We start from the raw sequence: 24,997 nt of genomic DNA on the forward strand, positions 1-24,997 counted from the left end.
TCCGGGCTGAGGGCGACCAAAACTGGCGGAGGACGCGGGGCGCAGGGTGGGGTGGGTCAGGTGCGAGTGGGCAGGAGGGTGGTTTGGACCTGGTGCCAGATCTTTTCGTTTGTGGCTACCAGCAGGCCTTCGGTGGTGTCGGCGGGGTGGTAGTCCGTGCCGTCGAAGCGGCGGGCCACCCCGCCGGCGGCCCGTACCAGCAGGGTGCCCGGGCCGTGGTCCCAGGGCAGGGTGCGCCAGAAGACCACGAACTGCTGGTCACCGGTGAGCAGGTCGAGGTATTCCCGGCCGGCGCAGTGTTGGCCGGGCAGCAGTTCGCCGACCTGCGCACCGCCCGCCTCGACGGTTCGCCGCGACGAGGGCGGCAGGAACCTGGTCATCGCCGCGCCCCGTAGCTCGCCGATCGGCGGTGCGTCGGTCGGCAGGCGCAGCGGATTCCCGTCGAGGTAGGCGCCGGTCTCCAGCCAGCCCGTCGCCAGGGTGTCCGCCAGCGGATCGAAGATCCAGCCGGCCACCGGCTCACCGGCGGTGAGCAGGGCGATCATCAGGGCGAACGGGCGGCGTCCGGCCGCGAAGTTGGCGGTGCCGTCGATCGGGTCGACCAGCCACACGTCTCCGGCGGAGCGCAGGTGGCGCAGCAGGCTCGGGTCCGCCGCCACGCCCTCCTCGCCCACCACCAGCGAGTTCGGTCGCAGTCGACGCAACCCGGCGGCAATCGCCTCCTCAGCCCGCTGGTCGGCGACCGTGACCAGTTCGCCCGGGGCCTTCTCGGTCACGTCGGCGTCGTCGAGGTGACGGAACAACGGAAGTACGATCCGGTCGGCGGTCTCCCGCAGCAGTCCGGCGACGTCGTCGAGCAGTGTGTCAGCCACGCGGCGGCAGCTTCACCACGCTGACGAAGAACTCGTCGATCTGCCGGACCACCGAGATGAACCGCTCGAAGTCCACCGGCTTGGTGACGTACGCGTTCGCGTGCAACTGGTAGCTGCGCAGGATGTCCTCGTCGGCCTGGGAGGTGGTCAGCACCACCACCGGGATCCGGCGGAACTGCTCGTCGTTCTTGATCTCCTCCAGCACCTCCCGGCCGTCCCGGCGCGGCAGGTTCAGGTCGAGCAGGATCAGATCCGGCAGCACCGCGTCGGCATACTGGCCCTCGCGGCGCAGGTAGGCCAGCGCCTCGGCGCCATCGGAGACGACGTTGAGCCGATTACGCAGCTTGTGCTCCTCGAAAGCCTCCCGGGTCATCAGCACGTCACCCGGGTCGTCCTCGACGAGCAGCACCTCGATCGGGCTGTTGCCGTCCGCTGGCGCGGTCATCCCACCGCCTCCTTCATCCCACCTGTGTCACCGCTACCCGACCGCCCACCCCTACCGGGCGCCTCGCCGGTGGCTGCGTCCGCGCCGCCCTGGCGAGCCACGTCGGCCGGCCGCGCCCCGGCGGTGTCCGCTGCCGCGTCGTCGGCCGATCGGGCAGCCGAAGCCGTGTCGGCGTCCACGCTGACCGTACCGTCACCGCCGGCCTGCTCGCCGACGGCCGGTGCGGCGTCACGGTCGGCCGGGTCCGAATCCGGCTCCGCCGCGCCCGTCGGCGGGCCGCTCTGCCGGGCCGCCTCGACGTCGCCGGGCATGGCCGGCAGGGTGAACCGGATGGCCGTGCCCTCGGGTACGTCGGTGTCCACCCAGACCCGACCGCCGTGGTACTCCACGATCTTCTTGACGATGGCCAGCCCGATGCCGGTCCCCGGATAGGCGTCCTTGGCGTGCAGCCGCTGGAAGATCACGAAGATCTTGTCGGCGAACTCCGGCTCGATCCCGATGCCGTTGTCCTGGCAGCTGATCTCCCATTCCTCGCCGACCAGCCGGGCCGAGACATGCACCTTCGGCGGTACGTCGGGGCGGCGGAACTTGACCGAGTTGCTGACCAGGTTGACCAGCAGGTTGGTCAGCAGTGGTTCCTCGCCCCGGATGACCGGCAGGTTGCCCCAGGTCAGCTCGGCGTCGGCGTACTGCCGGGCCGGTTCGGTCTGTGCGGCGACGTCGGCCATCAGGCTGTTCAGGTCGACCTCGGTGAAGCCGGCGGTGAGCCGACCGATCCGGGAGAACGCCAGCAGATCGTTGATCAGCCGCTGCATCCGCTGGGCACCGTCCACCGCGAAGGCGATGTACTGGTCGGCCCGCTCGTCGAGGCGGCCCGCGTACCGGCGTTGCAGCAGCTGGCAGAAGCTCGCCACCTTGCGCAGCGGCTCCTGGAGGTCGTGCGAGGCGACGTAGGCGAACTGCTCCAGGTCACGGTTGGATCGGGTCAACTCCTCGGCCTGCTTCTGCAACTGGGCGTTGACCCACTCGATGCGCTCCCGTGCCTCGCGTACCTCGGCGAGGTCGGCCGCGATCCGCTGCCGCATGGCATCCACGTCCGTGCCGAGGGTCTGGAACTCCGGCGGCCCGGTGCCGACGATCCGGTGCGCGTAGTCACCCGTGACGACCTCTCTGACCTGCCCGGCCAGGCCGGTCAGCGGGCGCAGCACCATCCGATCCAGCGCCAGCAGCAGGGCGATGCCGGCCGTGCCCACCACGAGTGCGGCGACGATGAGCAGGATGACCAGGAGGTTGCCGGTCCGCTCCACGTTGTCGGCGGTGGCCTCCCGAGCGGTGAGGATCTCGTCCTGGAGCGCGGAGACCGCACCACGCACCTCGTCGAACCGCTCTCGCGCCTCGTCGGTCAGCAGCGCCTGGCCGGCTTCGGTGCCCTCGGTCCGAGTCGTCTCGATCACCGGCTGGGCCACGCCGCGCCGCCACTCGTCCGCCTGCTGCTCCACCGCCTCAAGGTCCGCCACGATCGCGGGGTACTTGGCGGACAACTTCCGGATCTCCTGCGCGGTCGCCCGCTCCTGAGCCAGACCCTGCTCGTACGGGGCGAGGTCCTCCGGATCGGCGGTCACCGCATAGCCGCGTACGGCGGTCTCCTGGTCGAGCAGGGCGTTGAGCATCTCCTGGCCCTGCACCCGCAGCGGGCCGACCTCCACCAGCAGCACGTCGGTGTACTCGCGGTTCTTGGTGGCGACGACCGCCTCGGCCACCGCGACGCTGAGCAGCAGCGCGCCGACCACCCCGAGCAACGCCAGCACCCTGCGGCGCAGCGTCCACCAGCTGACGTCGACGCTCATCGGCCACCGCCCCGGGTGACCAGCAGCATCGCCACGTCGTCGGCGAACGGGCCGCCGTTGAGCTGCTCGGCGCGCCCGACCAGCCAGGCCGGCAGCGCGGGCAGCGCGACGTGGCGGCTGTCCGGTTCCTGCAACAGTCGGGTCAGCCCGGGCACATCAAGGCGCTCGTCGCCCTCGCCCACCCGGCCCTCGATCAGACCATCGGTGTACATCAGCAGTGACCAGTCCTCGGTGTCGAACTCCAGATCGAAGGCGACCGGACGCCGGGGTCGTACGCCGAGCAGCAGTCCGCCCGGCGCGGGCACCGGCGCCACCTTGCCCCCGGCGAGCAGGACCGGCGGAGGGTGGCCGGCCAGTCGTACGGTCCCCCGGTTGGCGTCGAGGTCGAGGCGCACCGTCGCGACCGTGGCAAAGATCTCCTGGAGCCGGCGTTCGCTCATCAGCACCTGCTCCAGCGCGGGCAGCACCTCGTCGTCCGGCACCCCGGCCAGGATCAGCGCCCGCCAGGCCACCCGAAGCTCGACCCCGAGCGCCGCCTCGTCCACCCCGTGCCCGCACACGTCGCCGACGATCAGGTCGACCTGATCGGGACGGGTCTGCACAACGTCGAAGAAATCGCCCCCGATCAGGGCGGCATGCCGACCGGGTCGATAGAAGGTGTGCACGGCGATCTTGTCGGTCGACATCAGTGGCTGGGGCAGCAGACCTCGCTCCAACCGAGCCGACTCGGCCTGCCGCAGTTCCACCTCGCGCAGCCGGCGGGCATTCTCGTCGGCGCGTTTGCGCTCCACCGCGTAGCGCAGCGCCCGGGTCAGCAGCACCCCGTCGACCTGGCCTTTGACCAGGTAGTCCTGCGCGCCCTCGGCGACCGCGACGATGCCCAGGTGCTCGTCGCTGCGGCCGGTCAGCACGCAGACGGCGGCGCTGCCGGACATCTCCAACACCTGCCGCAGACCGTCCAGCCCCTGCGCATCGGGCAGGCCCAGGTCCAGCAGGACGCAGTCCACCCCCGCCATCCGTCGACGGGCCTCGCTGAGACTTGTGGCGACCAGCAGGTCGATCCCGGAATTCGTCTCGGCCAGCAGCTCGCCGACGAGGAAGGCGTCGCCCTCGTCGTCCTCGACCAGCAGCACCCGCAGCCGTTCCCCGGGCGGCAGGTTCGGATTGCCGCCCAGGCCACCTTGCGGATATGGCCATGACACGACTGAGGGACCGGTCTTGGCGGTCCCTCGGTGCGGCCGGCCCACCGCCGCGACGGGCGGGAGATCGCTGGTGATGTCGGGCTCCTTCCGAGTGCCCTGCTGATCCTGTATTAGACAACGTTCGCACACAACACGACGGAGCGCCCTGGGGCGGCATAGAGGATGATGTGCACCCACCCCACCCCCGAGGAGCCTGTCGTGGGCGCACCCCCCGCCGCCGATCGTGCCCTGTCCCGACCGCGTCACCGCCTGGTCGCCGCGCTCGCCGCCCTGGTCGCCCTCGCCGCCGTCGGCACACTCGCGCTGCTCGCCATTCGTCCCCCGACACCCCGGCCGACCGACGCACCGCGCGACGAGTTCAGCGCCGATCGGGCGTACGAGCACGTGTCGGTCGTCGCGCGCCAGCGACACCCCGCCGGCAGCGCCGCCAACGACGAGGTCCGGGCCCATCTGGAGGCCCGGCTACGCGCGCTGGGGCTGACCCCCGAGGTTCAGGACACCGTCGCCGAAGAGGCCGGTCAGCTCAGCGGGGCCGCGGGTGGCGCCACGCTGGCCCGCGTACGCAACGTGGTGGCCCGGTTGGCCGGCACCGACCCGACCGGCACGGTGTTCCTGGTGGCCCACTACGACGCGGTGCAGACCGGGCCGGGCGGCAACGACAACGCGGCGGGCGTCGCCGCCATCCTGGAGGTGGCCCGGGCGCTGACCAGCGGCCCGCGACCCCGAAACGATCTCGTCTTCGTCTTCACCGACGCCGAGGAGGCCTGCCTGTGCGGAGCGTCGGCGTTCGCCGCCGACCACCCGCTGGCCGCCGGCAAGGGTGTGGTGCTCAATCTGGAGGCCCGCGGCAGCACCGGGCCGGTGATCATGTTCGAGACCTCACCGGAGAACGCCGCGCTTGTCGACGTCTTCGGCCGGGCCGCACCGCATCCCGTCGGCACCTCGTTCGCCGTGGAGGTCTACCGCGCGCTGCCCAACGACACCGACTTCACCGCCTTCCTCGACCATGGATTCGTCGGGCTGAACTCGGCCTACCTCGACGGCGGCGCGATCTACCACACCCCGCTGGACACCCCCGAGTCGATGGACCGGGCCAGCCTCCAGCACCACGGCGCCAACGCGCTCGGCCTGGCCCGCGAATTCGGCCGGATCGACCTGGCCGACCTGGCCGCCGACCACGACGCCACCTACTTCCCGATGCCCGGTGGCCTGGCCCGCTACCCCGGAACGCTGGTGCTGCCGTTGGCGCTGCTCGCGCTCGCCGGGGTGATCGTCCTCGGCTGGTGGGCGCGGCGTCGAGGTCGGGTCACCGGTGGCCGGCTGGCCGCCGGGTTCGGGCTGGCCCTGGTACCGATCGTGGTCGCCCCGTTGGGCGCTCAACTGCTCTGGGCCGCGATCAGCGTCATCCGGCCCGGCAACGCCATGCTGCTCGACCCGTACCGGCCGATCTGGTATCGGCTAACTGTGCTGGCGCTCGCCGCCGCCGTGCTGTTCGCCTGGTACGCGCTGACCCGTCGTCGGGTCGGTCCCGCCGCGCTGGCCATCGGCGGACTGGGCTGGCTGGCGCTGCTCGGCGTACTGCTCGCGGTGCTGGTGCCCGGTGGGGCGTACCTGGCGACTCTGCCTGCCCTGGCCGGTGTGCTCGCCGGGCTGGTCGCGGTGGCCGCCCCCATCGACGGCCCGGTGCCGGTGATCGCGGTGACCCTGACCGGCGCGGTGGCGGTGGTCATCCTGCTGCCCGTGGTGGTGCTGCTCTTCCCGGCCCTGGGCATGGCGATGGGCGGTGTCGCGGCGTTGTTCGCGGTACTGCTCGGCCTGGCCGCGCTGCCGGTGGTGGACCTGCTGCATCCGGAAGCCGGTGGTCAGCGGGGCATGGACGCGTTGCGGGCCCGCCGCCGCGGTGCGCTGCCCGCCGGTGCCGCCGCACTGACGGCGGCGGTGCTCGCCGGGGTGGGAATCGCCGCCGACCGTTTCGACGCCGCGCATCCCGCACCCACCCACCTGATGTACGCCCTGGACGCCGGCACCGGTCAGGCCCGCTGGCTCAGCCTCGAATCCGACCCGCAACCCTGGACCGCGGAGTACGTCGACTCGACGGTCTCCATCGCCGACGACTTTCCCGGCCTCGGTCGCGACGAGTTGCTCGGCGGCCCGGCGCAGGCCGCCGACCTGCCCGCGCCCCGGCTGGAGGTGCTGTCCGACACCGGCACGGCCGGGGAGCGCACCCTGCGGTTGCGGTTCACCCCCCAACGGCAGGTACGCCTGGCCACCCTGCACGTGGACACCTCGACGGCGGTGGTCCGCAGCGCTCAGGTGGCCGGTCGCCCGGTGCCGGTCGAGCAGCGCGAGGGCCGGTGGGGCTTCGGCGTGGTCTTCCACGCCCCACCGACGGAGGGATTCGAGGTCGTCCTGACCGTCGTACCGTCGGCAACGCCTGTCGCGCTGCGAGCGACGGACGTCAGCGACGGCCTCGACGCGCTGCCGGGTTTCCGTCCTCGCCCTCCGGGCGTCGGCGTGGTCGGCTCGCACAGCTCCGAGATGCTCGCCGTGGCCCGCACCTATGCCCTGTGACCCACTGCCCGGCGGTCCTGCCCAGAGGTATCCCGCCCTTAGCCGGGTAACATGTGTAGCCGCAGCTTGGAAGATCAAAGATCAAATGGTCTGGAACCGCGACCCGGAGAATTTGGGGTGATGATGGCCAGCTTGGAGTATGTCGCCAAGAGTCTTTCGGAGACTCATGCCTTGGCGGCTGCCCTCGCACCATGCCTCTCCGCCGGGGACGCGGTGCTGCTCCGAGGGGATCTCGGTGCGGGAAAGACCGCCTTCGTGCAGGCCCTTGCCGATTCACTCGGCTGCACCGACGAGGTCACCAGCCCGACCTTCACGCTCGCGAACTTCTACCGAGGCACCGAGACAACGGTCCTCCACGTCGACACCTACCGGCTCTCCAGCGTCGCCGAATACCGCGATCTGGGGTTGGCCGATTATGCCGACGAGTGCGTCACGCTTGTCGAGTGGGGCGACCTGGTCTCCGGGGAGTTCCCGTGTCATCTGCGGGTGGAAATCGCCTCCCAGCCCGGTTCTGAGGTTCGGACTTTCACCCTGTCGTCGGAATGCCAGCGCTGGCAGCCGGTCCTGCAAGAGCTAGAGCGTCGAATCACCCAGGCGGTAAAGTGAAAGCCATTCTTGCGATCGAGACGTCCACCAAGGATTACTCCGTCGCCATCGGCACCGAGAGTGCGGCCAGCGTCAGGCTGACGACCACCCGCTTCGAGCCGGATTTCGACGGCATCGCCGGACTCGTGGACAAGGCTCTCGCCGAGGCCGGCATCCGCAGCAGCGACCTCGCCGCGGTCGCCGTGGACATCGGCCCGGGAAACCTCACGTCGGTGCGTGCGGGTGTCGCGTACGCCAACGGTCTGGCGTACGCGTTGGATCTGCCGATCTTCGCCACCGATTCGCTGAGCGTGATGGCCCATTCCGTACCGGCGGATGCGCCCGTGCTGGCGCTGCGCCCGGCCCGCGGTGTCGCCAGCAGCGAGGTCTACGCCGGCATCTACGTCCCCGGCCGACCGGCCTCGCTCAGCCGAGGCGACTACTGGGTAATCATCGACGAGCTGGCCACCTCCCTGGCCGAGCAGGGCTTCGATGCGTTGACCGTGGTCGGTGCGTACCGGCCCGAGATGACGGACGTTTCGACAAGCCTGAAGGTGCAGGACGGAGGTCCGGCCGCACCTGACGCCAGCACGCTCCTCGCGATGGCACAGGCGGGCGAGGAGCGCATGTCACCCGGCCCCGTGGGTCCACTGACCGAGGAATCGGAAACGTTCCTATGAGTGGTCCCGACCACGTTTTCAGGGCCAGTGACCTGACCCCCGGCGGTTCGCTCACCACCCGCGCTCTGAGCCTGATCGTCACCCGGCTCAACCAGGGAGGATTCGTCCTTCTGCCGAGCGACACCTGTTACTCGATCGCACTCGTCCCCCATAACGAGGATTCCTGGAAGTTCATCAACAGCCTGCTGCGGCGTCCCGTCGACCGTCCCGTCTCGGTCGCATTCTCCGGCCTCGACCAGGTGCGCGGCTACCTGGAACTCAACGCCACGGCGCTGCACCTGGTGGAGCGCTTCACCCCGGGCCCGATCACGCTGGTCTGCCCCGCCAACCAGCGCGCTCACAAGTTCGCCGCCAAGTCCACCGGGTCGCCCGACCGTACCCTCGGCTTCCGGATCCCCGATTCGAAGATCGAGAGGGACGTCGCGAGTCATGCGCGGTGGCCGATAACCACGACCGCGGTACGGGACAAGCGGGACGAGCCCGTCCAGTCGTTCGACGAGGCCCTGAAGATCGTTACTGCTGCCGCAGCGGCGGTAGGGTCCGCCCGCTGGCACGCGGTCGAAGGACGTGATTCCTTCTACTCGAAGCACTCGACGGTGGTCCGGGTCGACCAGTCCGGGGAGGTCGGCCTCATTCGCGAGGGAGACATACCGTTCGAGACCATACGGCAGTCGACGCACTGGCTCCCCGCTTCCGACCCGGACGGGTGGTGAGGTTTCCGATGGAGGAAGACCTTCAACACCTGATCGCGCAGGCCCGCAAGAGCGCGTTGGTCGATGACTCCGATGTCGACCAGGTCCTGGCGCGTTATCAGAAGGAAGAACTGACCGAGCGAGAGGCTGCACGGCTGCTGAAGGGCCTCTACCAAGGGGTGCCGCTCAAACTCGCGGAACTGCCCGGCCGGCAGGTCGGGACGGAATGGATCTCGCTCCTCGCCGGGATGCAGGAGGAGTCGACGCAGTGGCAGAACATCGCCCGGTCGCAGTACCGGCAGGGCTTCTTTCTGCTGCCCGCATCCGTCGTGGCCGTCCTCGCGGCGACGTTCGCCGGTCATTACTGGTTGAAGTTCCCCGAGAAGGAGCTGACGGCGCTGGCCGCCGCCGCGCTGGCCGCCCTGGCAACGCATTCGTTCTTCGTCTTCCGGGTACACCAGCAGGCACGTATCGCGGCGGAACGGCTGAGTGAGAAGCGGGCGGCAATCCTGTTCGTCCAGGCCGCGTTGGCCCGTGCGACCCCTGACCAGGCGCCGAACATCCTGGCCGCAGCGGGCGCGATGTTCCTGGGTCATCATGCGCCAGAGACCATTCCTCTCCAATCCACCGACCGAGGGGCCGCGTGAGGAGCATGTCCATTTCTGGGTCTTCGGACGAGTTGACTCGGGTGGCGGAGATCATCCTGGCGGAAGGGGTCGCCCTGCTGCCGACGGACACCGTCTACGGGCTCGCGGTACGCCCGGACAGCCCGACGGCGATCGACCGACTGTTCGCCATGAAGGGCCGGCCCCGGGAGAAGAACCTTCCCGTCATGGTCGGCTCCGGCGAGCAGTTGAGCGAGCTGGGAGTCGACATCAACGAGGCGTGCTCGCGCTGCCTCGCGTCGCCGTACATGCCCGGCCCGCTCACGCTGGCGGTCGGCTTCGTCGAGGACGGCCGGCGTCCGGCCTGGCTGGCGGGGCGGGACGAGGTGGCGGTGCGCATCCCGGCGCATCCGGCGATGCTCGCCATCCTGGCGCAGACCGGGCCGCTCCTGGTCACCAGCGCCAACATCAGCGGTGGCCCGACCCACGAAAACGTGCCATCCATCCTGTCCTCGCTGCTGTTCGAACCCGATGTGACAGTTGACCGAGGGCCGCTGTCCAAAGTTCCTTCCACACTGGTGAACTGCCGAAAAGATCCACCCGTCGTGGAACGGGTCGGGGTGGTGTCCGAAACCGAGATCCTGAGGATGCTGAATGTCGACCGGTGAGTTGATTCTGGGAATTGAATCCTCGTGCGACGACACGGCGGCTGCCGTGGTCGCGGAGGACGGCACGGTCTTGTCGTCGGTCATCGTTTCGCAGGCCAGCCTCCACAATCGTTACGGCGGGGTCTATCCGGAAGTGGCGAGCCGCGCCCACGTCGACAAGGCGATCCCCGCGGTACGGATGGCGATCGAGGACGCAGGCATCCGACCGAAGGATCTGCGGGCCATCGGGGTCACCCGCGGCCCCGGCCTCATCGGCTCGCTGATGGTGGGCGTGGACACCGCGCGCGGGCTCGGACAGGGCTGGGGACTTCCGGTCCTGGGCATCAACCACCTGCGTGGCCACCTGCGCAGCGCCGACCTGAACGAGCGCCGGGTCTCCTACCCGGCGCTGATCCTGCTCGTCTCCGGCGGCCACACGCTGCTGGCCCACATGCGCGATCAGGACACGATCTCCCTGGTCGGCTCCACCCGCGACGACTCGGTCGGCGAGGCGTACGACAAGGTGGCGCGGATGCTCGGCCTGGGCTATCCGGGCGGCCCGGTGATCGACCGCCTGGCGCTGCAGGGGCAGGACCGTTTCGGGCTGCCCCGTCCCATGCTCGGCGACGGCCTCAACTTCTCGTTCTCCGGGCTCAAGACGGCCGTACGCCGCCTGCTCGAAAGCGATCCAAACCTCGAAGCCGCGGATGTCGCGGCCTCCTTCGTGGCCGCCTGCCTCGACGTGCTCACCCAGAAATGCGAGCGCGCGCTCGTCGAATACCCCTCCGAGTCCCTGGTCATCGTCGGTGGTGTCGCGGCCAGCCCGCAATTGCGAGAGGTCGCCGGCAAGTTGTGCGAATCCCTTGACGTCAAGCTGTGCCTGCCGCCGCTGAAATGGTCGACGGACAACGCCGCGATGATCGCACTGGCGGCCTGGGACTACGTACGAGCCGGCCAGGGCACCGACCTGGCTCCCACGTCGAGGCTGAGCATCGAACAGTACTGACCAGCTTTATTTCCAGCGGTATTGATCTAGGGACGGGACGCAGTCGACCAAAACGGGCAAGTGCGGCCGTGAGCTGGTGCTACATCCGTCAGGTCTGGTCAACGTTGGTCACCGTCGGCTGCCTTCCGGCGGCCTGGCAACGGCATGATCTTGGACGGGTGCGAAACATCGTCCCCTCGTCGGCTAACCTTGACGCGACCTTACTTCTAGCTCCATCCAGTCATGCGCCTTCCCGGTGCGCGGGCAACGGTCAGCCCACCTTCATCCTCGGGAAAAGCGCCGAACCCCTAAGGAGGGGAAATCGGTGCTGCCCGAAATCGGAACCCCGCTTGCCATCGCGTTCGTCGTGGCTGCGGTCGCCAGGTCGGCCGTCTGGCTCTACATAGCGCACCGGGCGCGGCGTGAGGATCTGCCGAAGATCGCCGAGTCGTTCTCCGGGTCGCGGCGGACAATCCGCCGTCGCTGAACTGGTGACCGGTGGCGGCGTGGGCTAATCCCTACGCCGCCGCCCATCGCTCGACTGACCCAATTGCGCCTCGTAGCCATCCCGTCGGCCTTCGTCCGCACTCTGTGGAGTGGGTGGGGCCTGCCTGGTCAAGGTGGAGCACACCACCGTCTGAACGACCTTGACCAGGCAGGCCCCACCCACTCGGCTCTGCCCGGACGAAGGTTGTCGGGATGGCCAACCATCCCAGAGTGCCCGAGCGCCCCGCCGGAGGCACTGCTCTTGTGACCCCATGCATGAAGCCCCGGATCTGCCACCGACCATGGCGGCCCGGGGCTTCGTCATATGTCGCGCCGCCGGTGGGCTGGAACCGTCGCGCTGGCGGCCGAAGGCCAGAGGCGCGGCGGCGGGCCGGCAGGCCCGGCCCTGGTTCGGCGGCGCGAGCGGCCTGCGAAGCGGGCCGCCTTGAACACGTACAGAAATTTCTCACATCACCTGGGATCGTACCTGAATCACCCTGTTAGCAGCACCAGATAGAAACCCCTCTAGTAGCGCCCCAGTTCTTCACCTCTGCGTAGAGCTTTGTTGCCTTGAATTCGGTACACGAAAAGGCTGCCCGGATAGCCCTCCCGGCGGTCTCAGACCCCACATGCTTGCCGCCCCAGAGGTTCTTCATTATGAACGAGAGGGCTGAAATTAGATCGTGTCCAGAGCAGAAGTCGCGACGGTTGTAAGCTCCCCAGGTCCAGGCACTCAACTCCGCAGCCACTTTATCCGCGCGAACCGCACCCCTGCTTCTGCCTGCGGCGATTATCGCCAATCTGGTACGCGAGACCTGCAGGCTCGCCGTATCAATTACGTCATGAGTCGGAAAGTCCCGAATCTTGATTCCCCACTGGTTTTCCATGTTAAGCAATCTGAGGAGGCCCACCTCAGAGGCAATCGCGACAACGACCGCCAGTGGATCGGTTTGACCCGCTGCGGCTAGTTGTGATTCAGCAGTTCGGCCGTCACAATGGGACGACACGACTCGCTGACACACGTTGCCAGAGAACAGCGCCGTAGCGTCGATGTCATAAAAGTCCGTGTAGATGATATTTGGGATTCGAACGGCAGCTGCACGTACCCCTTCCCAATCCCGGTCCGCGATTCCAAGGACGCGCTTAAATCTGTTCTCATTGACTAGCCGGATGGTTGCAAGCAGCGCTACTTTGCCGCCGGTCGGGAGGGGCCAACACTCGCCTTTGTCGAGGTGGGGCTCAAGAACTGCGATGTCATTCGCACCCTCGACCAGGATGATCGTCCGTTGATCCCTGGTTCGCTGCATCTCGATTTCCATGAGTAAGACCTCTGGGGTCAGAGAATCAACCAACTCATTGGCTTGACTCACGCCTCCACCTCGCGATCTCTGCCCGGCCGGAGCGCAACCGTTCTTTCAATCCATTTGTGGGCGATCTGGGGAGAGTGCGTTGCCACTACGAATCGGAGGGATGTCAACCGAGCTACCCGCACAATGTCGTTCAGGAATTCCCTCTGCCAGCTGACATGAAGCGAAATCTCGGGCTCGTCGATCAGTACGAGGCTGCCGGCCTTCACGCGGAAGAGGAGATCGTAAAACAGAACCAACTCGTGCTGCTCGCCAGATGAGAGCTGCTCAGGTCGCACTACTTCGCCCTGGGCCGTCTCGAAGACAAACCCCTTGTCGCGATCGATACGCAGGTGTTTGTGCAAGAATCGGGAGTTCACAATCTCAATAAGCAGCTCAAGCTTCGCTAGGAAGCCCTCGAAGAGGTCGAGTTTGAGATCCGAGTCTTGCAAGTAGGTCCACAGAACCCGGCTCTGCCAGGGCAACAGAACCTTGGGTAGCGCTATCTCTGGGGCTGTTTCCAGTAGGTCGATCTGAGCCAGTCGCTCCCGCAATCGAGCCTGGCGGTAGTACTCCTCCCGGAGCTCTGCATCGTCAGGTGGCTCTGGCTGCTCCTCGCCAGTGAGAACGCGTGCGGGAAAGGTACGGTCTAGTTCCTGCGAAACGGGCGAACTCTCTGCAAGCACTTCTTTGATACGTCGGGCAATATCTGCCGAATAGGACTCAGCCCTGGATTTGGTGCCAGATCCGAACTTTTCACTAGATTTGCTAGAATACGAAGCTAAGTCCAGCAGCCGCTGAGTCTCGATGAGATGGATGTTGACATCCTCGATCAGCATTCGATACGCAGGGTGACGCTCATCGTCACGTGGTCGGCCATGAGTCGACCGCATGTACTCCCGTATGAGCCACGGGTCCAGAGGGCTATCCCGTTGCTGTTGGATCATCCACAACGTCGTTTCAATCGCAAGTCTGTCGCGAGGACTTACGGAAGACGTGGCGCTTTCCGAATCCTGGAGAATAGGTTCCGTCCAGCGCTTAACTTCAGCCACACCCTCGCTGTAGCGGAAAAGTAGGTGACTGCCGTACAAGTTCTCCTTGTATGCGACACTGTTCCGCTTAGAGGTCCTCTTATGGACACTCTGAGACCGGTTCGCCCGCTGCACAGTGAGAGTTGAACCTCCGCTGAACGTCATGGCGATCGAGGTGAAGGGGATGCTATGGACCCCGGCCAACTCTCCCCGCAGGATGGCGTGTGTTAGCTCCAAGAGCTTCGTCTTGCCGATTCCGTTCGGGCCATGAAGGATGACGAATTCCCAGATTTCCGGGAAATCAAAGTGATGATCGAATGCGCCGAGGAGGTTCCTCACACTTACGCTTGTAAGGTTTCTCATCTATACCCACACTCCACGCTAGTCTGCGAGTCGCGACACGATCAGACCCGCGTAAGGCACTCCGAGCCGGCTCGTCAGGCTTTGTCCTTACGGGCCGGGACTGCCCAGCGTTTCATGCACACCGCTTCCTGGCTAGCCTTCCGTCTCGTCCTTCTAGCCCTCAAGCGACGACCTAGCGGGACGATTTGGGAAGACCTAGGATCGTGCTATGGGGTCACTTCTTCTTCGTGCGGCAGAGGCTGCGGAGCGCAACCTCGCTGTTGCCCTTCCACGCCGGTGGCGCCACGTACGAGCCGTGGCCGCCAAGGCTGCGTCCATCGGTCCACTCGTGGGCGCGGACGTGGAGGAACTAGCAGCTGCGGCGTGGCTTCACGATATTGGCTATGCGCCGGGGATAGTGGACACTGGATTCCACGCGCTGGACGGCGCGCGCTGGCTCGTACGTGAGGGTTATGAAACACGCCTTGCTAGCCTTGTTGCTTACCACTCGTGCGCCGTGTACGAGGCGGCCGAACGCGGGCTGAGGGATGCGCTACTTTCCGAGTTTCCTCAGGAGGAGTCGTCCACATCCGATGCCTTGTGGTACGCGGACATGACGACTGGCCCTGACGGTCAAAACTTTACCGTTGATGAGCGGTTATCCGAGATTCGCCAACGCTACGGCCCCGATGACCTGGTGACTCGCTTCTGGGTTCAGGCAGAAGCTCCTCTCCTCCGCGCTGTAGCGCGGACATGCTCGCGCATTACCGGTCAGCCGATATAAGGTGTGCTACAAAGTTCGAACCCATGGTCGATGCGAAGCCGCATAGACGGATGGATGGGCAGTCCAATCAGCTCCTGTCGGCTTACCCACTCGACCGACGATGACTCGTCGCTGGTTTTCGGTTCGCCATTCAGGTAGCGGCCACGAAAGCAGATTGAGAACTGCTGCCGCACCTCGCCGTCGCTGTATTCCACAACATGGTTAGGGTTGGTGTAGATCCCGACTACGCCGGTCACCTCGACCTCGATGCCCGTCTCCTCGCGCGTCTCCCGTACGGCCGTCTCGGCGATGTACTCGCCGAAGTCCTGGGCACCGCCGGGTAGGGCCCACAAGCCGTTGTCGGTGCGCTGGATGAGCAGCACCCGGCTCTGCTCATCTTGAACAAATACGGTGACGGCGACCACGATGCTGTTCGGCCTCGGGGCGTTCGGGTTGTTAAAATGCTCGATCCGGGCCATAGCTCTAGCCTCTCACCTCCGGCGGCTCAGTACTCCGGCCAGACGGCCCGCTTCTTGCCTAGTACGCGGTTGAAGCTGGCGACGTAGCTGTCGAACAGGTCCCCGCCCCCAAGCCGGCGCAGGTGCAGTACCGGCGCGTAGGCGGCCGGTGTGCCGTAGAGGTGGGTGTTGACCAACATCTCGTCGTCGAAGCGATAGATGGAGTTGTAGAGGATCGTGTCGTGGTAGTAGATGCCGACGGTGTCCAGGTCTCGTAGGTCCTTGTAGAAGGCCAACGCGTTCAGAATCTTGGTCGACATGGCCACGCCGATACCTTCGTCGTCTCCCCGTTCGGCAACGTGCTTGCCCTCCGGGTCGCCGAACAGCAACTCCACTTGGGCACCAGCCAGCGCCTTCTCTCGCAGGGTCGGCACCCACCGGTGGTTGAACTCAGGCAGGAACAGCCCGCCGTAGACCAGGACGCCGACCTGCCGGGTGGCCTTCTCCAGTAGCTGCTGCCAGAGGTCGGTCGGCACGGCGCCGCGGCGCGGGTAGATGTGGACGACTTCGGACTGGCTGACCTGCATCGCTCGCTGCGTCGGCAAAGCGTCCGGCCAGAGGTACGCCTCGCTCTCGTCCAGCAGCTCGGCGATGGAGTGGCGGTAACGCGGATACGGATTCCGGCTCTGCGTGACCCACCGCTCGACGGTCTTCGGATCGACTCCGAGCTTGTCCGCGAGCGTGGCCGGCGTCAGACCCTTCTTGAGCATCCCGCTGCGTAGGCGATCGTTCGGCACGGCGACTCCTGCCGGAAAGAGGGACGATTAGAGGGACGACTAACCCTAGCAAGGACGTCCCTACTCGTCCATGTCTCGTGGTGAACTCGTCACTACCGATCGACGCACCCTGATTGCACAGGAGCTGCCGTCCAGAGGGGACGCGATTGGCCCACCGATAGGGGCCCGGCTCACGAAACGAAGGAGTCAGTCATGGGACGTCTGATGCTGGACACGTCGCGTGTGTCGTACGAGGTGTCGGTGAACCCGGTTCCGAAGCTGGACCAGAACGGTCAGCAGAAGTTCGACCGGGAGACGAAGCAGCCGATGTGGACGGTGCACCTGTACGCGTTGTCGGAGGGCATTGCGGAGGTCATCAACGTGACCGTGGTCAGCCCGACGGTGCCGCCGGTGGCGGTGCGTCAGCCGGTGCTGCCGGTGGACCTGGAGGCGCTGCCCTGGGTCAACGACCGGGACGGCAAGGTCCGTTCGGGTGTGGCGTTCCGGGCCTCGGGGTTGCGTCCGATCGAGACCGGCACCAAGTAGTAGCGGTCCCACGACCGGCTCTACAACACGCATTCGATGGGTGGACACGGGGTCGCTGGTGATTGGCGTCGTCTGCGACCCCGCGTCCTGTCAACAAATCCGGTTCCCTGAGTTGGGAGGACTGGTCGTGCGCAAGTCTAGTTCGCGGTCCCCGTTCGGCTGGTCGAACCGTGGTGGGACTGTCACTGTCATCGAGGCCCCGATCGCCCGCTCCTACCGTCGTCGGGCCGTCATCGCTTTCTGGGTCACCTCCACCGTGATCGGTCTGCTCGCCGCCACGGTGGCGTCTCACTACCTGCATCCGATCCTGGGTGCCCTGGCCGGCGTCCTACTCGGCGTCGTCCTGGGCGCGGTCGTGTTCGTGCTGATCGTGGCGTGGCCGGTGCTGCGTGTTTTCTGGCACTGGCTGCCGGAGATCCTGCTGGGTCTGGCCGTCGTCTACGGCTGGGTCGCGTTGATGCAGGCGACACCGCTGTGGCTGTCGCTGCTCGTCGTCGCCCTGGTCGTGGGTATGCCGGCCGGGATTGGCCCGGTTCGCCGTCGGATCGTCGCCTGGTCGTGGTGCCTGATCGTGCGGCATCGGCTGCGGTTGTGTTTCGCGGCGTTCATTGCCACGAACCGACACGGGTCGTTGCCGCTGATCCTGCTCGCCCGTCCGACCCCGGCCGGGGAACGGGTCTGGGTGTGGCTTCGTCCTGGCCTGTCCCTGCGGGACCTGGAAGCCGATGGTCAGGTGCAGAAGCTGGCCGTGGCGTGCTGGGCCAACGAGGTCCGTGTGATGCGCGCTTCCCGTAAGTACGCGGCGCTGGTGCGGGTGGACGTCACCCGCCGTGAGCCGCTGGCGCACACGATCGTGTCGCCGCTGCCGGACTACGTGCCGGTGGACATCCCGTCCAACGCACCGACCTCTCCGGGCATGCCGCCTGTCGGCCTCGACCTGCCCGACGTGCCGGACCACCCCGCCACCGTGCCGGCGGACCCGCCCCGGCCGCGCAAACCGCGCAACCCGTCGACCACCGATGCGAGCCCGTCCGGGTTCGACCCCTCCGACTACGCCTAACCACCTTCACCGGGATGGCGCGGACCAGGCACCCACCTACGGGTCAAGCGTCCGCGCCTGTCCTTCCCCTGCCCACCTTTGACACGTACGTGTCAACCCATCCCCTGGGAGCACAGGTCATGGACCTCACCGACACCCTGGAACTACCCGCACACGCTCACCCGGGCCCGCCGGACTCGGTGCCGGTCGACGCTGGGTTGTCCATCTTCGACCCGGTGTTCCTCGGCATTGATGAGTTCGGTCAGCCGGTCTACCTGCCGATGATCTACCGCAACATCCTCATCGGTGGTGAGCCTGGCTCCGGCAAATCGAGCCTGTTGAACACGATCGTCGGGCATGCGGCGCTGTGCGCGGATGTGCGGCTTTGCCTGCTGGATGGCAAGCAGGTCGAACTTGGGCTGTGGGAAGACGCCTGCGACGTATTCGTCGGCCCGGACATCGACCACGCCATCCGCACCCTGCGCCGGGTGCAGACCGTGATGGACAACCGCTACACGTTCCTGAAGGCCCGCCGCCGCCGGAAGATCGGCCCGCACGACGTGTTCGGGCAGATCCTCGTGGCCTGCGACGAGATCGCCTACTTCTCCGCCACCGCCGGAGACGAGAAGACGCAGAAGCTGTTCGCCGCGCTGCTGCGCGACATCGTGGCCCGTGGCCGCGCCGTCGGCATCATCGTGGCCGCCGCGACTCAGCGCCCGTCGTCGGACATCATCCCCACCTCGTTGCGGGACTTGTTCGCGTGGCGGTTCGCGGGCCGCTGCACCACCGACGTGTCCAGCGACATTGTGCTCGGGCACGGCTGGGCCGCCCGCGGCTTCTCCTCCAACACCGTCGACCCCAACAACCACGGGGCCGGTTACCTCATCGCCGAAGGCGGCATCCCCACCCTCGTCAAGGCCGCCTACCTCACCGACGCCGACATCATCCGCGTGGCCGACTACGCCACCTGGACCCGCCGCCGCACCAACAGCCTCACCACCGACCACACCAACCCCGCGAGGGCTGCCGCATGAAGACGACGACGCAGCCCGCCACGCGGGTCCTCGACCTGGTGCTCATCGGCGACGGCGACGACATCGCCGCACTCACCGACATCGCCCGCCGTACGGGCTCGCTCGTGTTCCGCTCCGCACCCACTGCCACCGACGACGGCAGGCAACGGGTGTTCCTCCGGCTCCACCTGCACCACCGATAGACGGCCGACGGACCGGCCGAGGCCCTGAGAAAGCTGCCCGGTCCGCCGACCCAACCACCGCCCACGAAAGGACGTGGCCGCCATGAACCCTACCCAAAAACCGGACCCCACCCCCGGCGCGCTGGCCGACCTGACCCCGGCCGACATCCTGCGCTGCGCCGCCCGCTACCTCGAACTGCGTGGCTGGACGCAAGGCGTCCCCTACGAACTGGCTGAGCAGGCCGCTTTCCCGCCGGCCTGCCCGCTTGGGGCGATCACCGCCGCCATCTACGGCTACCCCGCCGCCATCGACGGTCACAGCGACGGCATCGCCGCCACGCTGCGAGACATCACCATCGGTTACCTGGCCGACTTCCTCCGTCAGGACGGATACGTTCCTGAACCGGATGTGATTCGCTGCGCCGACACGCAGATCGTCGCCGACTGGAACGACGACCCGTGGCGGACCGTCGCGCAGGTCATCGACATCCTGGGTGCCACCGCAGACGAGTGGGACTGGACCCACGCCACCGAGGACGACCTCGAAACCTACGCCGACGCCTGCGTGTGGGCTGAGAAGAACCCGACCCGTGATGGCTTCCTCGCCTGGCGGGCCGCCCAATGACCGCCCGCCTTGACCGCCGGCTGCTGACCTCCGGCATGGGCGTCACCGTCGCCCAACTCGTCACCCTCTGGGCCGACCACACCCCGGCCCGTCTTCCCGTACCCGTCATCTGCCCTGGCTGTGGCCACCCCTACAGCGAGAAGGCACCGCTGTGCCCGACCGCCGCTGTCGTGCGGCCTCTGCTGCGCCGTCGCCGCCACGAAATCCCCGGCGCGATCGACGCCCTGACCACCAACCAACTCGCCGACCTGACCGGTAACCGGCTGTCGACCGCGCTTCCCGCCGAGGTGACCCGATGACTGCTGCCCCGATCACCGACCCGACCCCAACGCCTCACCACGACATCTCCACCGCCGCGCTCATCACCGCGCTGGAATCCTGCTGGACCGCGATCCGCACCCAACACCCCGAAGTCCCGGCAGTCGTGATCGTCGTCGGCTCCGGCTCGCCCACCAAGCCCAATCAGGGCATGACCTGGGGCCACTTCGCTGCCCTGCGCTGGCAAGCCGGCGACCAGCAACTGCCGGAAGTCCTGATCTCCGGTGAGGGCCTGTCCCGCGAACCGGAAGCCATCTTCACCACCCTCCTGCACGAGGCCACCCACGCCCTCGCCGACGTGCGAGGCATCCAGGACACCTCCCGGCAGGGCCGCTGGCACAACAAGAAATTCGCCACCCTCGCCGCCGAACTCGGCATGTCGACCACCAAGGACGACAAGCTCGGCTACTCGCCCTGCACCCTGACCGACCTCACCCGCGCCCGCTACCGGGCCACCATCACCGGACTCGGCAAGGCGCTGCGGTTCTACCGGCACCCCGAACCGACCGGGGAAGCCAAGACCCGCACGAACAACAACAACGGCATCTCCTGCGAATGCGAGTGCCCGCGCAAGCTGCGCATCTCCCAAACCGCCTTCGAAGAGGCACCGATCGTCTGCGCCGCCTGCGGCGCGGCGTTCCTGCCCGAGGACATCGACCGCGACACCTACGAACACCCCACCCTCACCACCAGCAACGGCGGCGAGGACCAGGCCGACGACGACTCGGAGGACCCGATGGTCTTCTACGACCCGACCGGCGAGCGCTACGGCCTGCCGACCTACCCCTTCAAGTTCGCCCCCGACGGGCTACTCACCCGCCGGCAACTACGTGCCCGGCTGCTACGCCCCGGCGGCCAGGAACCCGCCGCCCAAATCATGTGGCGGCGCGGCAAGCGCGTCGCCTACCTCTACCGACTCGACCTCGCGCTGCCCAAGCGGACCGCCACTGCGGCACAGCGTGCCGCCATCGACAAGGCGCTGATCGCGCGGCGTACCTGCCCCACCTGCGGCCAGGTCAAGCCCTACTACCTGCGGCGCTCGCTCGGCGAGTGCTTCGACTGCTCCCCCGGAGGTGCCCAATGACCCCCGAGCGGCTCACGCTCGTCCTCACCCTGCTCGGTGTTACGGCCCTGCTCATCTCACTGCTGTGCGGCCTGCGCGCTGCCGCTGCCGTCCGCGCCTACTACTGCGGTCGCCGCGACCAACTCACCAGACGAATGGATCACCAACGCTTTCGCAACCTCGACTACCTCCACGGTGCCGTCGACCAGTACCTCCGCGAGCAGCGAGGTGCCCGATGAACTCGGCTTTGCTCTTCGCGGTCGTCACGGCCGTGCTCATCCCGGCGCACCAGTTCGCCGACCACATCGTGCAAACCGATTCCGATGCCTCACACAAGGCCGACCCCGGCTGGACCGGCTGGCGACACCTGCTCATCCACGTCGCCACCTACCACCTGACGATCGCGGCCATGCTCGCCGCCACCCTCGCCCTACTCGACCTGCCGGTGTCCGCGCTCGGACTCACCGCTGGCATGGCGTTCTCCGCCATCACTCACGCGCTGCTGGACCGCCGCTGGCCGGTCCGACTCATCCTGCGCCTCACCGGCTCCGCCGCCTTCGCCGACCGACAGACCCCGGTCTGCGGCATGTACCTCGCCGACCAGTCCCTGCACTACGCGTGCCTCTGGATCTCCGCCCTTCTCATCGCCTGCCTCTGAAAGGACTCCGCCGTGTACCGCTACATGCTGACCTTCACCCACACCACCAGCGGCGAGACTCAGTTCACCGCGCTGGACTACCCCACCGCCCGGCCGATCAGCTCGGTCGAGGACGTGCAGCTCGTCACGCTGCACCTGCGTACCCAGGGCTACACCGCGCCCTTCGTCATCGCCTTCTCCCTCTTCACCCCCGCCGACAAGGCGGCGTCATGACCACCACTAACCGCTCCTCGCGCGGCTGGGCCTACCTCGGCCTCGCCCTCGGCGGACTCGTGTCCGTCGCCGCGAACATCGCCCATTCCTTCATCGCCCCCGACAATGCTCCGGCCGCCTGGTCGCCGGAACCCGGCAAGGTCGTCTCCGCGATCGTGTGGCCGCTGTTCCTGTTCATCGCCATCGAGATCCTTGCCCGCACCCCCTGGCCGACCGGTCTGGGTTGGAACCTGCTCCGCTGGGTCGGTTTCCCGCCCGTGGCCCTGGTCGCCGCGTTCGTGTCCTACCGGCACCTGTCCGGACTACTCGACCACTACAACGAGGAAACCCTCGTCGTCTGGCTCGGTCCCCTCGCCGTCGATGGCCTGATGCTCAAGGCCACCGCCGCGCTACTCGCCAACAAACACGCCAACCGGCCAACCGAAACCGTCCCGGCACCTGCGCCGGCCACCATCGCTGAGGCCCCGTCAACCGACATCACGGCCTCACCGAAGGTCCGCCCGGCCGCCGCGACCCCGGCCACCAACCCCGAACCCACCAGCGAACCGACGCCCGAACCCATCAACCTGCCCACCTCTGGCGAGGACACCCGAACCGCGACGACGGTCGAGCCCACCCCGGACACCACCGACAAGGACCCGACCCCGGCAACCCCGGTACCCGCGACGGTCACCACCGGCCCACCGGCAGCGCTGCTGCCCAACGCCCGGATCGTCGCCGCCGCACACGAGAAAGCCCACGGTGAGCCCATCACCGCCGGCCAACTCGCCGTCCGGCTCCGCGTACCCACCAACACGGCCGCCGACATCCTCACGGCCCTCAACACCAACACTCCCACCGCCACCAACAAGACCCACAACGGCACCGCCGTCGGAGCCACCGCGTGACCTCCTCGACGCTGCCTCTCGTGCCCGAAACCACCACGGTTTCGGGCACGGGAGCATGCGCCGAGTTAGCTCGCCGAAGCCCCATCTCGGTTGTCGGCACGATTCGGCTCGATGCCGAACTTTTCAATCATGAAGCGCCAGAACAGCGCCACGGCTTCGGTGCCTGGTCTCCAGATCCGATCGTCGTGACCAGTTGGGGCATAGTGCTCGATCAGAACCTCGCGCTCCTCGGGAGCACCGCTGTGAGGCTGGGGCCGTACCCAGACCACTTCGATCGGTCCCTGCGACGGAACGGGCACCGGGGTGACGGCCAGGTCGTGCATCGACATGAATCCGGCCAGACGGCCCGCCGCTCCACAGGCTCGGATGCTGTCCACGATCTCTGCCATGAACGGCGAATGGTGGGCGGTGTACCTGCCGATCTGGTCGGCGATCACGTCCCACGGCTTTGGGTGGAAGTAGTCCAACGCCCGCGAGTTGATTCGCATCGCCGCAGCCTCTCACGCTGCCGGCCGCCGGCGCGGCTGCTGGCGTCGTGCCCTCTCGGGGCTGCCGCATGAGTGCTACGTCAGGCATGCCTATCCGCGATACGGCGGAGTACTGGCCGTGGGCCACCCCCACCCGCACCACCCGCAACCCGGCCGACGACGGCTGGGTACGCGGCCACGACCCCCGCACCGTCGCCTCCGGACGCGCCCGCGCCCAGGACCCCGACTACCCCGACTGGCTCAACCACGTTCGGGCGGCCTCGGCGTGCAAGCACCCGATCCGGCTCGCCGGGCAGATCCACGTCACCGACGGCGACGGCAACCGGGTCGCCACCGTCGACACCGACGACATGCCCGACGGCGCGATCTACACTCCCTGCGGCAACCGCCGGGCCTCGGTCTGCCCGTCCTGCGCTGAGCTGTACCGCCGCGACACGTTCCACCTGATCAAAGCCGGGCTGCAAGGTGACCGGTGGGGACTGCCCCCGCTGCACGAACACATCGCCATCTTCCTGACCGCCACCGCGCCGTCCTTCGGGCCGGTGCATCACCGGGTGGTCAAGGTCCACGCCGCCGACTGCCGACGTAAGGACGGCTGCACCTGCCGACCCGCCGTCTGCCACCCGTTCGGCCGCACCTGCCCCCACGGCGTAGAGGTGCGCTGCGGCAACCGACACAAGGCCGGCGACAGCCAGCTCGGACAGCCGCTGTGTCTGGACTGCTACGACCACGCTGGGCAGGTCGTGTGGAACCACGAAGCACCCGAACTGTGGCGCCGCACCATCCAACAAGTCGACCGCGAACTACGCCGCCTCGGCCGCGCCCACGGCGTCGAGCTACGCCGCCGCTACATCAAGGTCTACGAATTCCAGGTACGCGGCGTCGTCCACTACCACGCCCTGATCCGCCTCGACGGTGAGAATCCCGACTGCCCCGGCGCGGTCGTCCCACCCCCACCCGTGATCACCCGCGACATGTTCGCCGACGCCGTGCAGGCCGCCTTCGTCAAGACCGCATACACCTCCAACCCGCACCCGGCCAACGACGGGCACGGATGGCGGATCGCCTGGGGTGACAAGGGCCTGGACATCAAACACGTCAACGCCCCCGGCGGAGAGGTCAACCTCGCCCAGATCACCGGCTACATCGCCAAGTACGTCACCAAAAGCACCGAGGTCACCGGCCTGAACCTGCGCCGCGTCGACGACCTGTCCGTGGAAATCCACGGCGACCCGACCACGCACCTCGGCCGACTCATCCGGGCCTGCTGGGACCTCGGCGAACACCCCGACTACCAGCGGCTACGGCGCTGGGCGCACCAGTTCGGCTACGGCGGCCACATCACCACCAAAAGCCGCGCCTTCTCCGTCACCCTCGGCTTCCTGCGCATGCAGCGCACCATCTGGCGACGCACCGAAGGCCACCCCCACACCTGGGACGACGAACAAGCCGAACGAGTCATCTACGAACTCGGCTACCAAGCCACCGGCTGGATCACCACCGGAGACGCCCTACTCGCCAACACCGCCGCCGCCATGGCCCGCGCCCAACACCTTGCCGGACTCGACGCCCTCGCCGACGAGCAGGCGGACCACCACCGGACCGCCGCCCAACCCCTGGCCGCTTGACACG

General features: G+C 67.4%; 30 protein-coding genes. 21 read left to right on the forward strand and 9 right to left on the reverse strand.

What is annotated here, in order from left to right:
* Positions 1–56 precede the first annotated feature (56 nt).
* Genes VAB18032_RS26615 through VAB18032_RS26630 form a run of 4 tightly spaced genes read right to left on the reverse strand, consistent with a single transcriptional unit; the run spans position 57 to position 4,366 of the window.
* Positions 57–872, reverse strand: a complete 816-nt coding sequence (locus VAB18032_RS26615; RefSeq protein ID WP_013736028.1) for an inositol monophosphatase family protein — start codon at positions 870–872, stop codon at positions 57–59.
* The gene (locus tag VAB18032_RS26620) at positions 865–1,317 is read right to left on the reverse strand and encodes a response regulator (RefSeq protein ID WP_013736029.1); all 453 of its coding nucleotides are present in this window, start codon (positions 1,315–1,317) and stop codon (positions 865–867) included. The genes VAB18032_RS26615 and VAB18032_RS26620 overlap by 8 nt, the downstream gene beginning before the upstream one ends.
* Entirely contained in the window at positions 1,314–3,164 is a 1,851-nt protein-coding gene (locus VAB18032_RS26625; protein WP_013736030.1) for a sensor histidine kinase, read from the reverse strand. The genes VAB18032_RS26620 and VAB18032_RS26625 overlap by 4 nt, the downstream gene beginning before the upstream one ends.
* Positions 3,161–4,366: a PP2C family protein-serine/threonine phosphatase gene (locus VAB18032_RS26630; RefSeq protein WP_043725852.1), complete on the reverse strand. Its 1,206-nt coding sequence runs from the start codon at positions 4,364–4,366 to the stop codon at positions 3,161–3,163. Before VAB18032_RS26630 ends, VAB18032_RS26625 begins: the two co-directional genes overlap by 4 nt.
* Positions 4,367–4,564: 198 nt before the next feature.
* Between VAB18032_RS26630 and VAB18032_RS26635 the strand changes: the two genes are divergently transcribed.
* The 8 genes from VAB18032_RS26635 (at position 4,565) to VAB18032_RS32185 (ending at position 11,618) form a co-directional block, all read left to right on the forward strand.
* Positions 4,565–6,937: a M20/M25/M40 family metallo-hydrolase gene (locus tag VAB18032_RS26635; protein WP_013736032.1), complete on the forward strand. Its 2,373-nt coding sequence runs from the start codon at positions 4,565–4,567 to the stop codon at positions 6,935–6,937.
* Positions 6,938–7,057: 120 nt separating this feature from the next.
* Positions 7,058–7,543: a tRNA (adenosine(37)-N6)-threonylcarbamoyltransferase complex ATPase subunit type 1 TsaE gene (gene tsaE / locus VAB18032_RS26640; protein ID WP_086011352.1), complete on the forward strand. Its 486-nt coding sequence runs from the start codon at positions 7,058–7,060 to the stop codon at positions 7,541–7,543.
* Positions 7,540–8,202, forward strand: coding sequence for a tRNA (adenosine(37)-N6)-threonylcarbamoyltransferase complex dimerization subunit type 1 TsaB (gene tsaB, locus VAB18032_RS30255; protein WP_013736034.1), 663 nt, complete (start codon positions 7,540–7,542; stop codon positions 8,200–8,202). The genes tsaE and tsaB overlap by 4 nt, the downstream gene beginning before the upstream one ends.
* On the forward strand, positions 8,199–8,915 hold the full coding sequence (locus VAB18032_RS26650; RefSeq protein ID WP_013736035.1) for an L-threonylcarbamoyladenylate synthase: 717 nt from the start codon (positions 8,199–8,201) through the stop codon (positions 8,913–8,915). The genes tsaB and VAB18032_RS26650 overlap by 4 nt, the downstream gene beginning before the upstream one ends.
* An 8-nt stretch (positions 8,916–8,923) precedes the next feature.
* Positions 8,924–9,541: a hypothetical protein gene (locus tag VAB18032_RS26655; RefSeq protein WP_013736036.1), complete on the forward strand. Its 618-nt coding sequence runs from the start codon at positions 8,924–8,926 to the stop codon at positions 9,539–9,541.
* Positions 9,542–9,546: 5 nt separating this feature from the next.
* Positions 9,547–10,167, forward strand: coding sequence for an L-threonylcarbamoyladenylate synthase (locus VAB18032_RS26660; protein WP_126711294.1), 621 nt, complete (start codon positions 9,547–9,549; stop codon positions 10,165–10,167).
* Complete coding sequence (gene tsaD, locus VAB18032_RS26665) at positions 10,154–11,152, forward strand: tRNA (adenosine(37)-N6)-threonylcarbamoyltransferase complex transferase subunit TsaD (RefSeq protein WP_013736038.1); 999 nt, start codon at positions 10,154–10,156, stop codon at positions 11,150–11,152. Before VAB18032_RS26660 ends, tsaD begins: the two co-directional genes overlap by 14 nt.
* 304 nt (positions 11,153–11,456) lie before the next feature.
* A complete protein-coding gene (locus VAB18032_RS32185) occupies positions 11,457–11,618 on the forward strand; it encodes a hypothetical protein (protein WP_013736039.1) in 162 nt (53 codons plus the stop codon).
* A 499-nt stretch (positions 11,619–12,117) separates the two neighbouring features.
* Here the strand turns inward: VAB18032_RS32185 and VAB18032_RS30960 are convergent, their stop codons facing one another.
* Positions 12,118–12,936, reverse strand: a complete 819-nt coding sequence (locus VAB18032_RS30960; RefSeq protein WP_148272342.1) for a DUF4435 domain-containing protein — start codon at positions 12,934–12,936, stop codon at positions 12,118–12,120.
* Between the two features lie 47 nt (positions 12,937–12,983).
* Entirely contained in the window at positions 12,984–14,333 is a 1,350-nt protein-coding gene (locus VAB18032_RS30965; RefSeq protein ID WP_158309513.1) for an AAA family ATPase, read from the reverse strand.
* 232 nt (positions 14,334–14,565) lie between these two features.
* Here VAB18032_RS30965 and VAB18032_RS30970 point away from each other — a divergent pair, with 232 nt between their 5' ends.
* The gene (locus tag VAB18032_RS30970) at positions 14,566–15,120 is read left to right on the forward strand and encodes an HD domain-containing protein (RefSeq protein ID WP_013736041.1); all 555 of its coding nucleotides are present in this window, start codon (positions 14,566–14,568) and stop codon (positions 15,118–15,120) included.
* Here VAB18032_RS30970 and VAB18032_RS26675 read toward each other — a convergent pair.
* Entirely contained in the window at positions 15,108–15,578 is a 471-nt protein-coding gene (locus tag VAB18032_RS26675) for an NUDIX hydrolase (protein ID WP_013736042.1), read from the reverse strand. The two genes, VAB18032_RS30970 and VAB18032_RS26675, sit on opposite strands and share 13 nt — an antisense overlap.
* 26 nt (positions 15,579–15,604) lie before the next feature.
* Positions 15,605–16,354, reverse strand: coding sequence for a helix-turn-helix domain-containing protein (locus VAB18032_RS26680; RefSeq protein ID WP_043722000.1), 750 nt, complete (start codon positions 16,352–16,354; stop codon positions 15,605–15,607).
* Between the two features lie 192 nt (positions 16,355–16,546).
* Here VAB18032_RS26680 and VAB18032_RS26685 point away from each other — a divergent pair, with 192 nt between their 5' ends.
* From VAB18032_RS26685 to VAB18032_RS26740, 11 genes are all read left to right on the forward strand, one after another.
* Complete coding sequence (locus VAB18032_RS26685) at positions 16,547–16,879, forward strand: hypothetical protein (RefSeq protein WP_013736044.1); 333 nt, start codon at positions 16,547–16,549, stop codon at positions 16,877–16,879.
* Between the two features lie 127 nt (positions 16,880–17,006).
* Positions 17,007–17,939, forward strand: coding sequence for a hypothetical protein (locus VAB18032_RS26690; RefSeq protein ID WP_013736045.1), 933 nt, complete (start codon positions 17,007–17,009; stop codon positions 17,937–17,939).
* Positions 17,940–18,058: 119 nt separating this feature from the next.
* Entirely contained in the window at positions 18,059–18,952 is an 894-nt protein-coding gene (locus VAB18032_RS26695; RefSeq protein ID WP_013736046.1) for an FtsK/SpoIIIE domain-containing protein, read from the forward strand.
* Positions 18,949–19,134 (forward strand): hypothetical protein, encoded by a 186-nt coding sequence (locus tag VAB18032_RS26700; RefSeq protein ID WP_013736047.1) that lies wholly within the window; start codon positions 18,949–18,951, stop codon positions 19,132–19,134. The genes VAB18032_RS26695 and VAB18032_RS26700 overlap by 4 nt, the downstream gene beginning before the upstream one ends.
* An 82-nt stretch (positions 19,135–19,216) precedes the next feature.
* On the forward strand, positions 19,217–19,738 hold the full coding sequence (locus VAB18032_RS26705; RefSeq protein ID WP_013736048.1) for a DUF6197 family protein: 522 nt from the start codon (positions 19,217–19,219) through the stop codon (positions 19,736–19,738).
* Positions 19,735–20,037, forward strand: a complete 303-nt coding sequence (locus tag VAB18032_RS26710; RefSeq protein WP_013736049.1) for a hypothetical protein — start codon at positions 19,735–19,737, stop codon at positions 20,035–20,037. Before VAB18032_RS26705 ends, VAB18032_RS26710 begins: the two co-directional genes overlap by 4 nt.
* Before the next feature lie 755 nt (positions 20,038–20,792).
* On the forward strand, positions 20,793–21,140 hold the full coding sequence (locus VAB18032_RS26720; protein WP_043725863.1) for an RRQRL motif-containing zinc-binding protein: 348 nt from the start codon (positions 20,793–20,795) through the stop codon (positions 21,138–21,140).
* Entirely contained in the window at positions 21,137–21,358 is a 222-nt protein-coding gene (locus tag VAB18032_RS26725) for a hypothetical protein (RefSeq protein ID WP_013736051.1), read from the forward strand. The genes VAB18032_RS26720 and VAB18032_RS26725 overlap by 4 nt, the downstream gene beginning before the upstream one ends.
* Positions 21,355–21,777, forward strand: a complete 423-nt coding sequence (locus tag VAB18032_RS26730) for a DUF3307 domain-containing protein (protein WP_013736052.1) — start codon at positions 21,355–21,357, stop codon at positions 21,775–21,777. Before VAB18032_RS26725 ends, VAB18032_RS26730 begins: the two co-directional genes overlap by 4 nt.
* Positions 21,778–21,789: 12 nt before the next feature.
* Positions 21,790–21,990, forward strand: coding sequence for a hypothetical protein (locus VAB18032_RS26735; RefSeq protein ID WP_013736053.1), 201 nt, complete (start codon positions 21,790–21,792; stop codon positions 21,988–21,990).
* Positions 21,987–22,877: a DUF2637 domain-containing protein gene (locus VAB18032_RS26740; RefSeq protein ID WP_013736054.1), complete on the forward strand. Its 891-nt coding sequence runs from the start codon at positions 21,987–21,989 to the stop codon at positions 22,875–22,877. The genes VAB18032_RS26735 and VAB18032_RS26740 overlap by 4 nt, the downstream gene beginning before the upstream one ends.
* A gap of 65 nt (positions 22,878–22,942) precedes the next feature.
* Here VAB18032_RS26740 and VAB18032_RS26745 read toward each other — a convergent pair whose 3' ends face one another.
* Positions 22,943–23,365: a hypothetical protein gene (locus tag VAB18032_RS26745; RefSeq protein ID WP_013736055.1), complete on the reverse strand. Its 423-nt coding sequence runs from the start codon at positions 23,363–23,365 to the stop codon at positions 22,943–22,945.
* A gap of 86 nt (positions 23,366–23,451) precedes the next feature.
* Here VAB18032_RS26745 and VAB18032_RS26750 point away from each other — a divergent pair, with 86 nt between their 5' ends.
* A complete protein-coding gene (locus VAB18032_RS26750) occupies positions 23,452–24,993 on the forward strand; it encodes a replication initiator (RefSeq protein ID WP_013736056.1) in 1,542 nt (513 codons plus the stop codon).
* Positions 24,994–24,997: the final 4 nt, after the last annotated feature.

Source organism: Micromonospora maris AB-18-032 (genome assembly GCF_000204155.1).
Taxonomy (GTDB): domain Bacteria; phylum Actinomycetota; class Actinomycetes; order Mycobacteriales; family Micromonosporaceae; genus Micromonospora; species Micromonospora gifhornensis.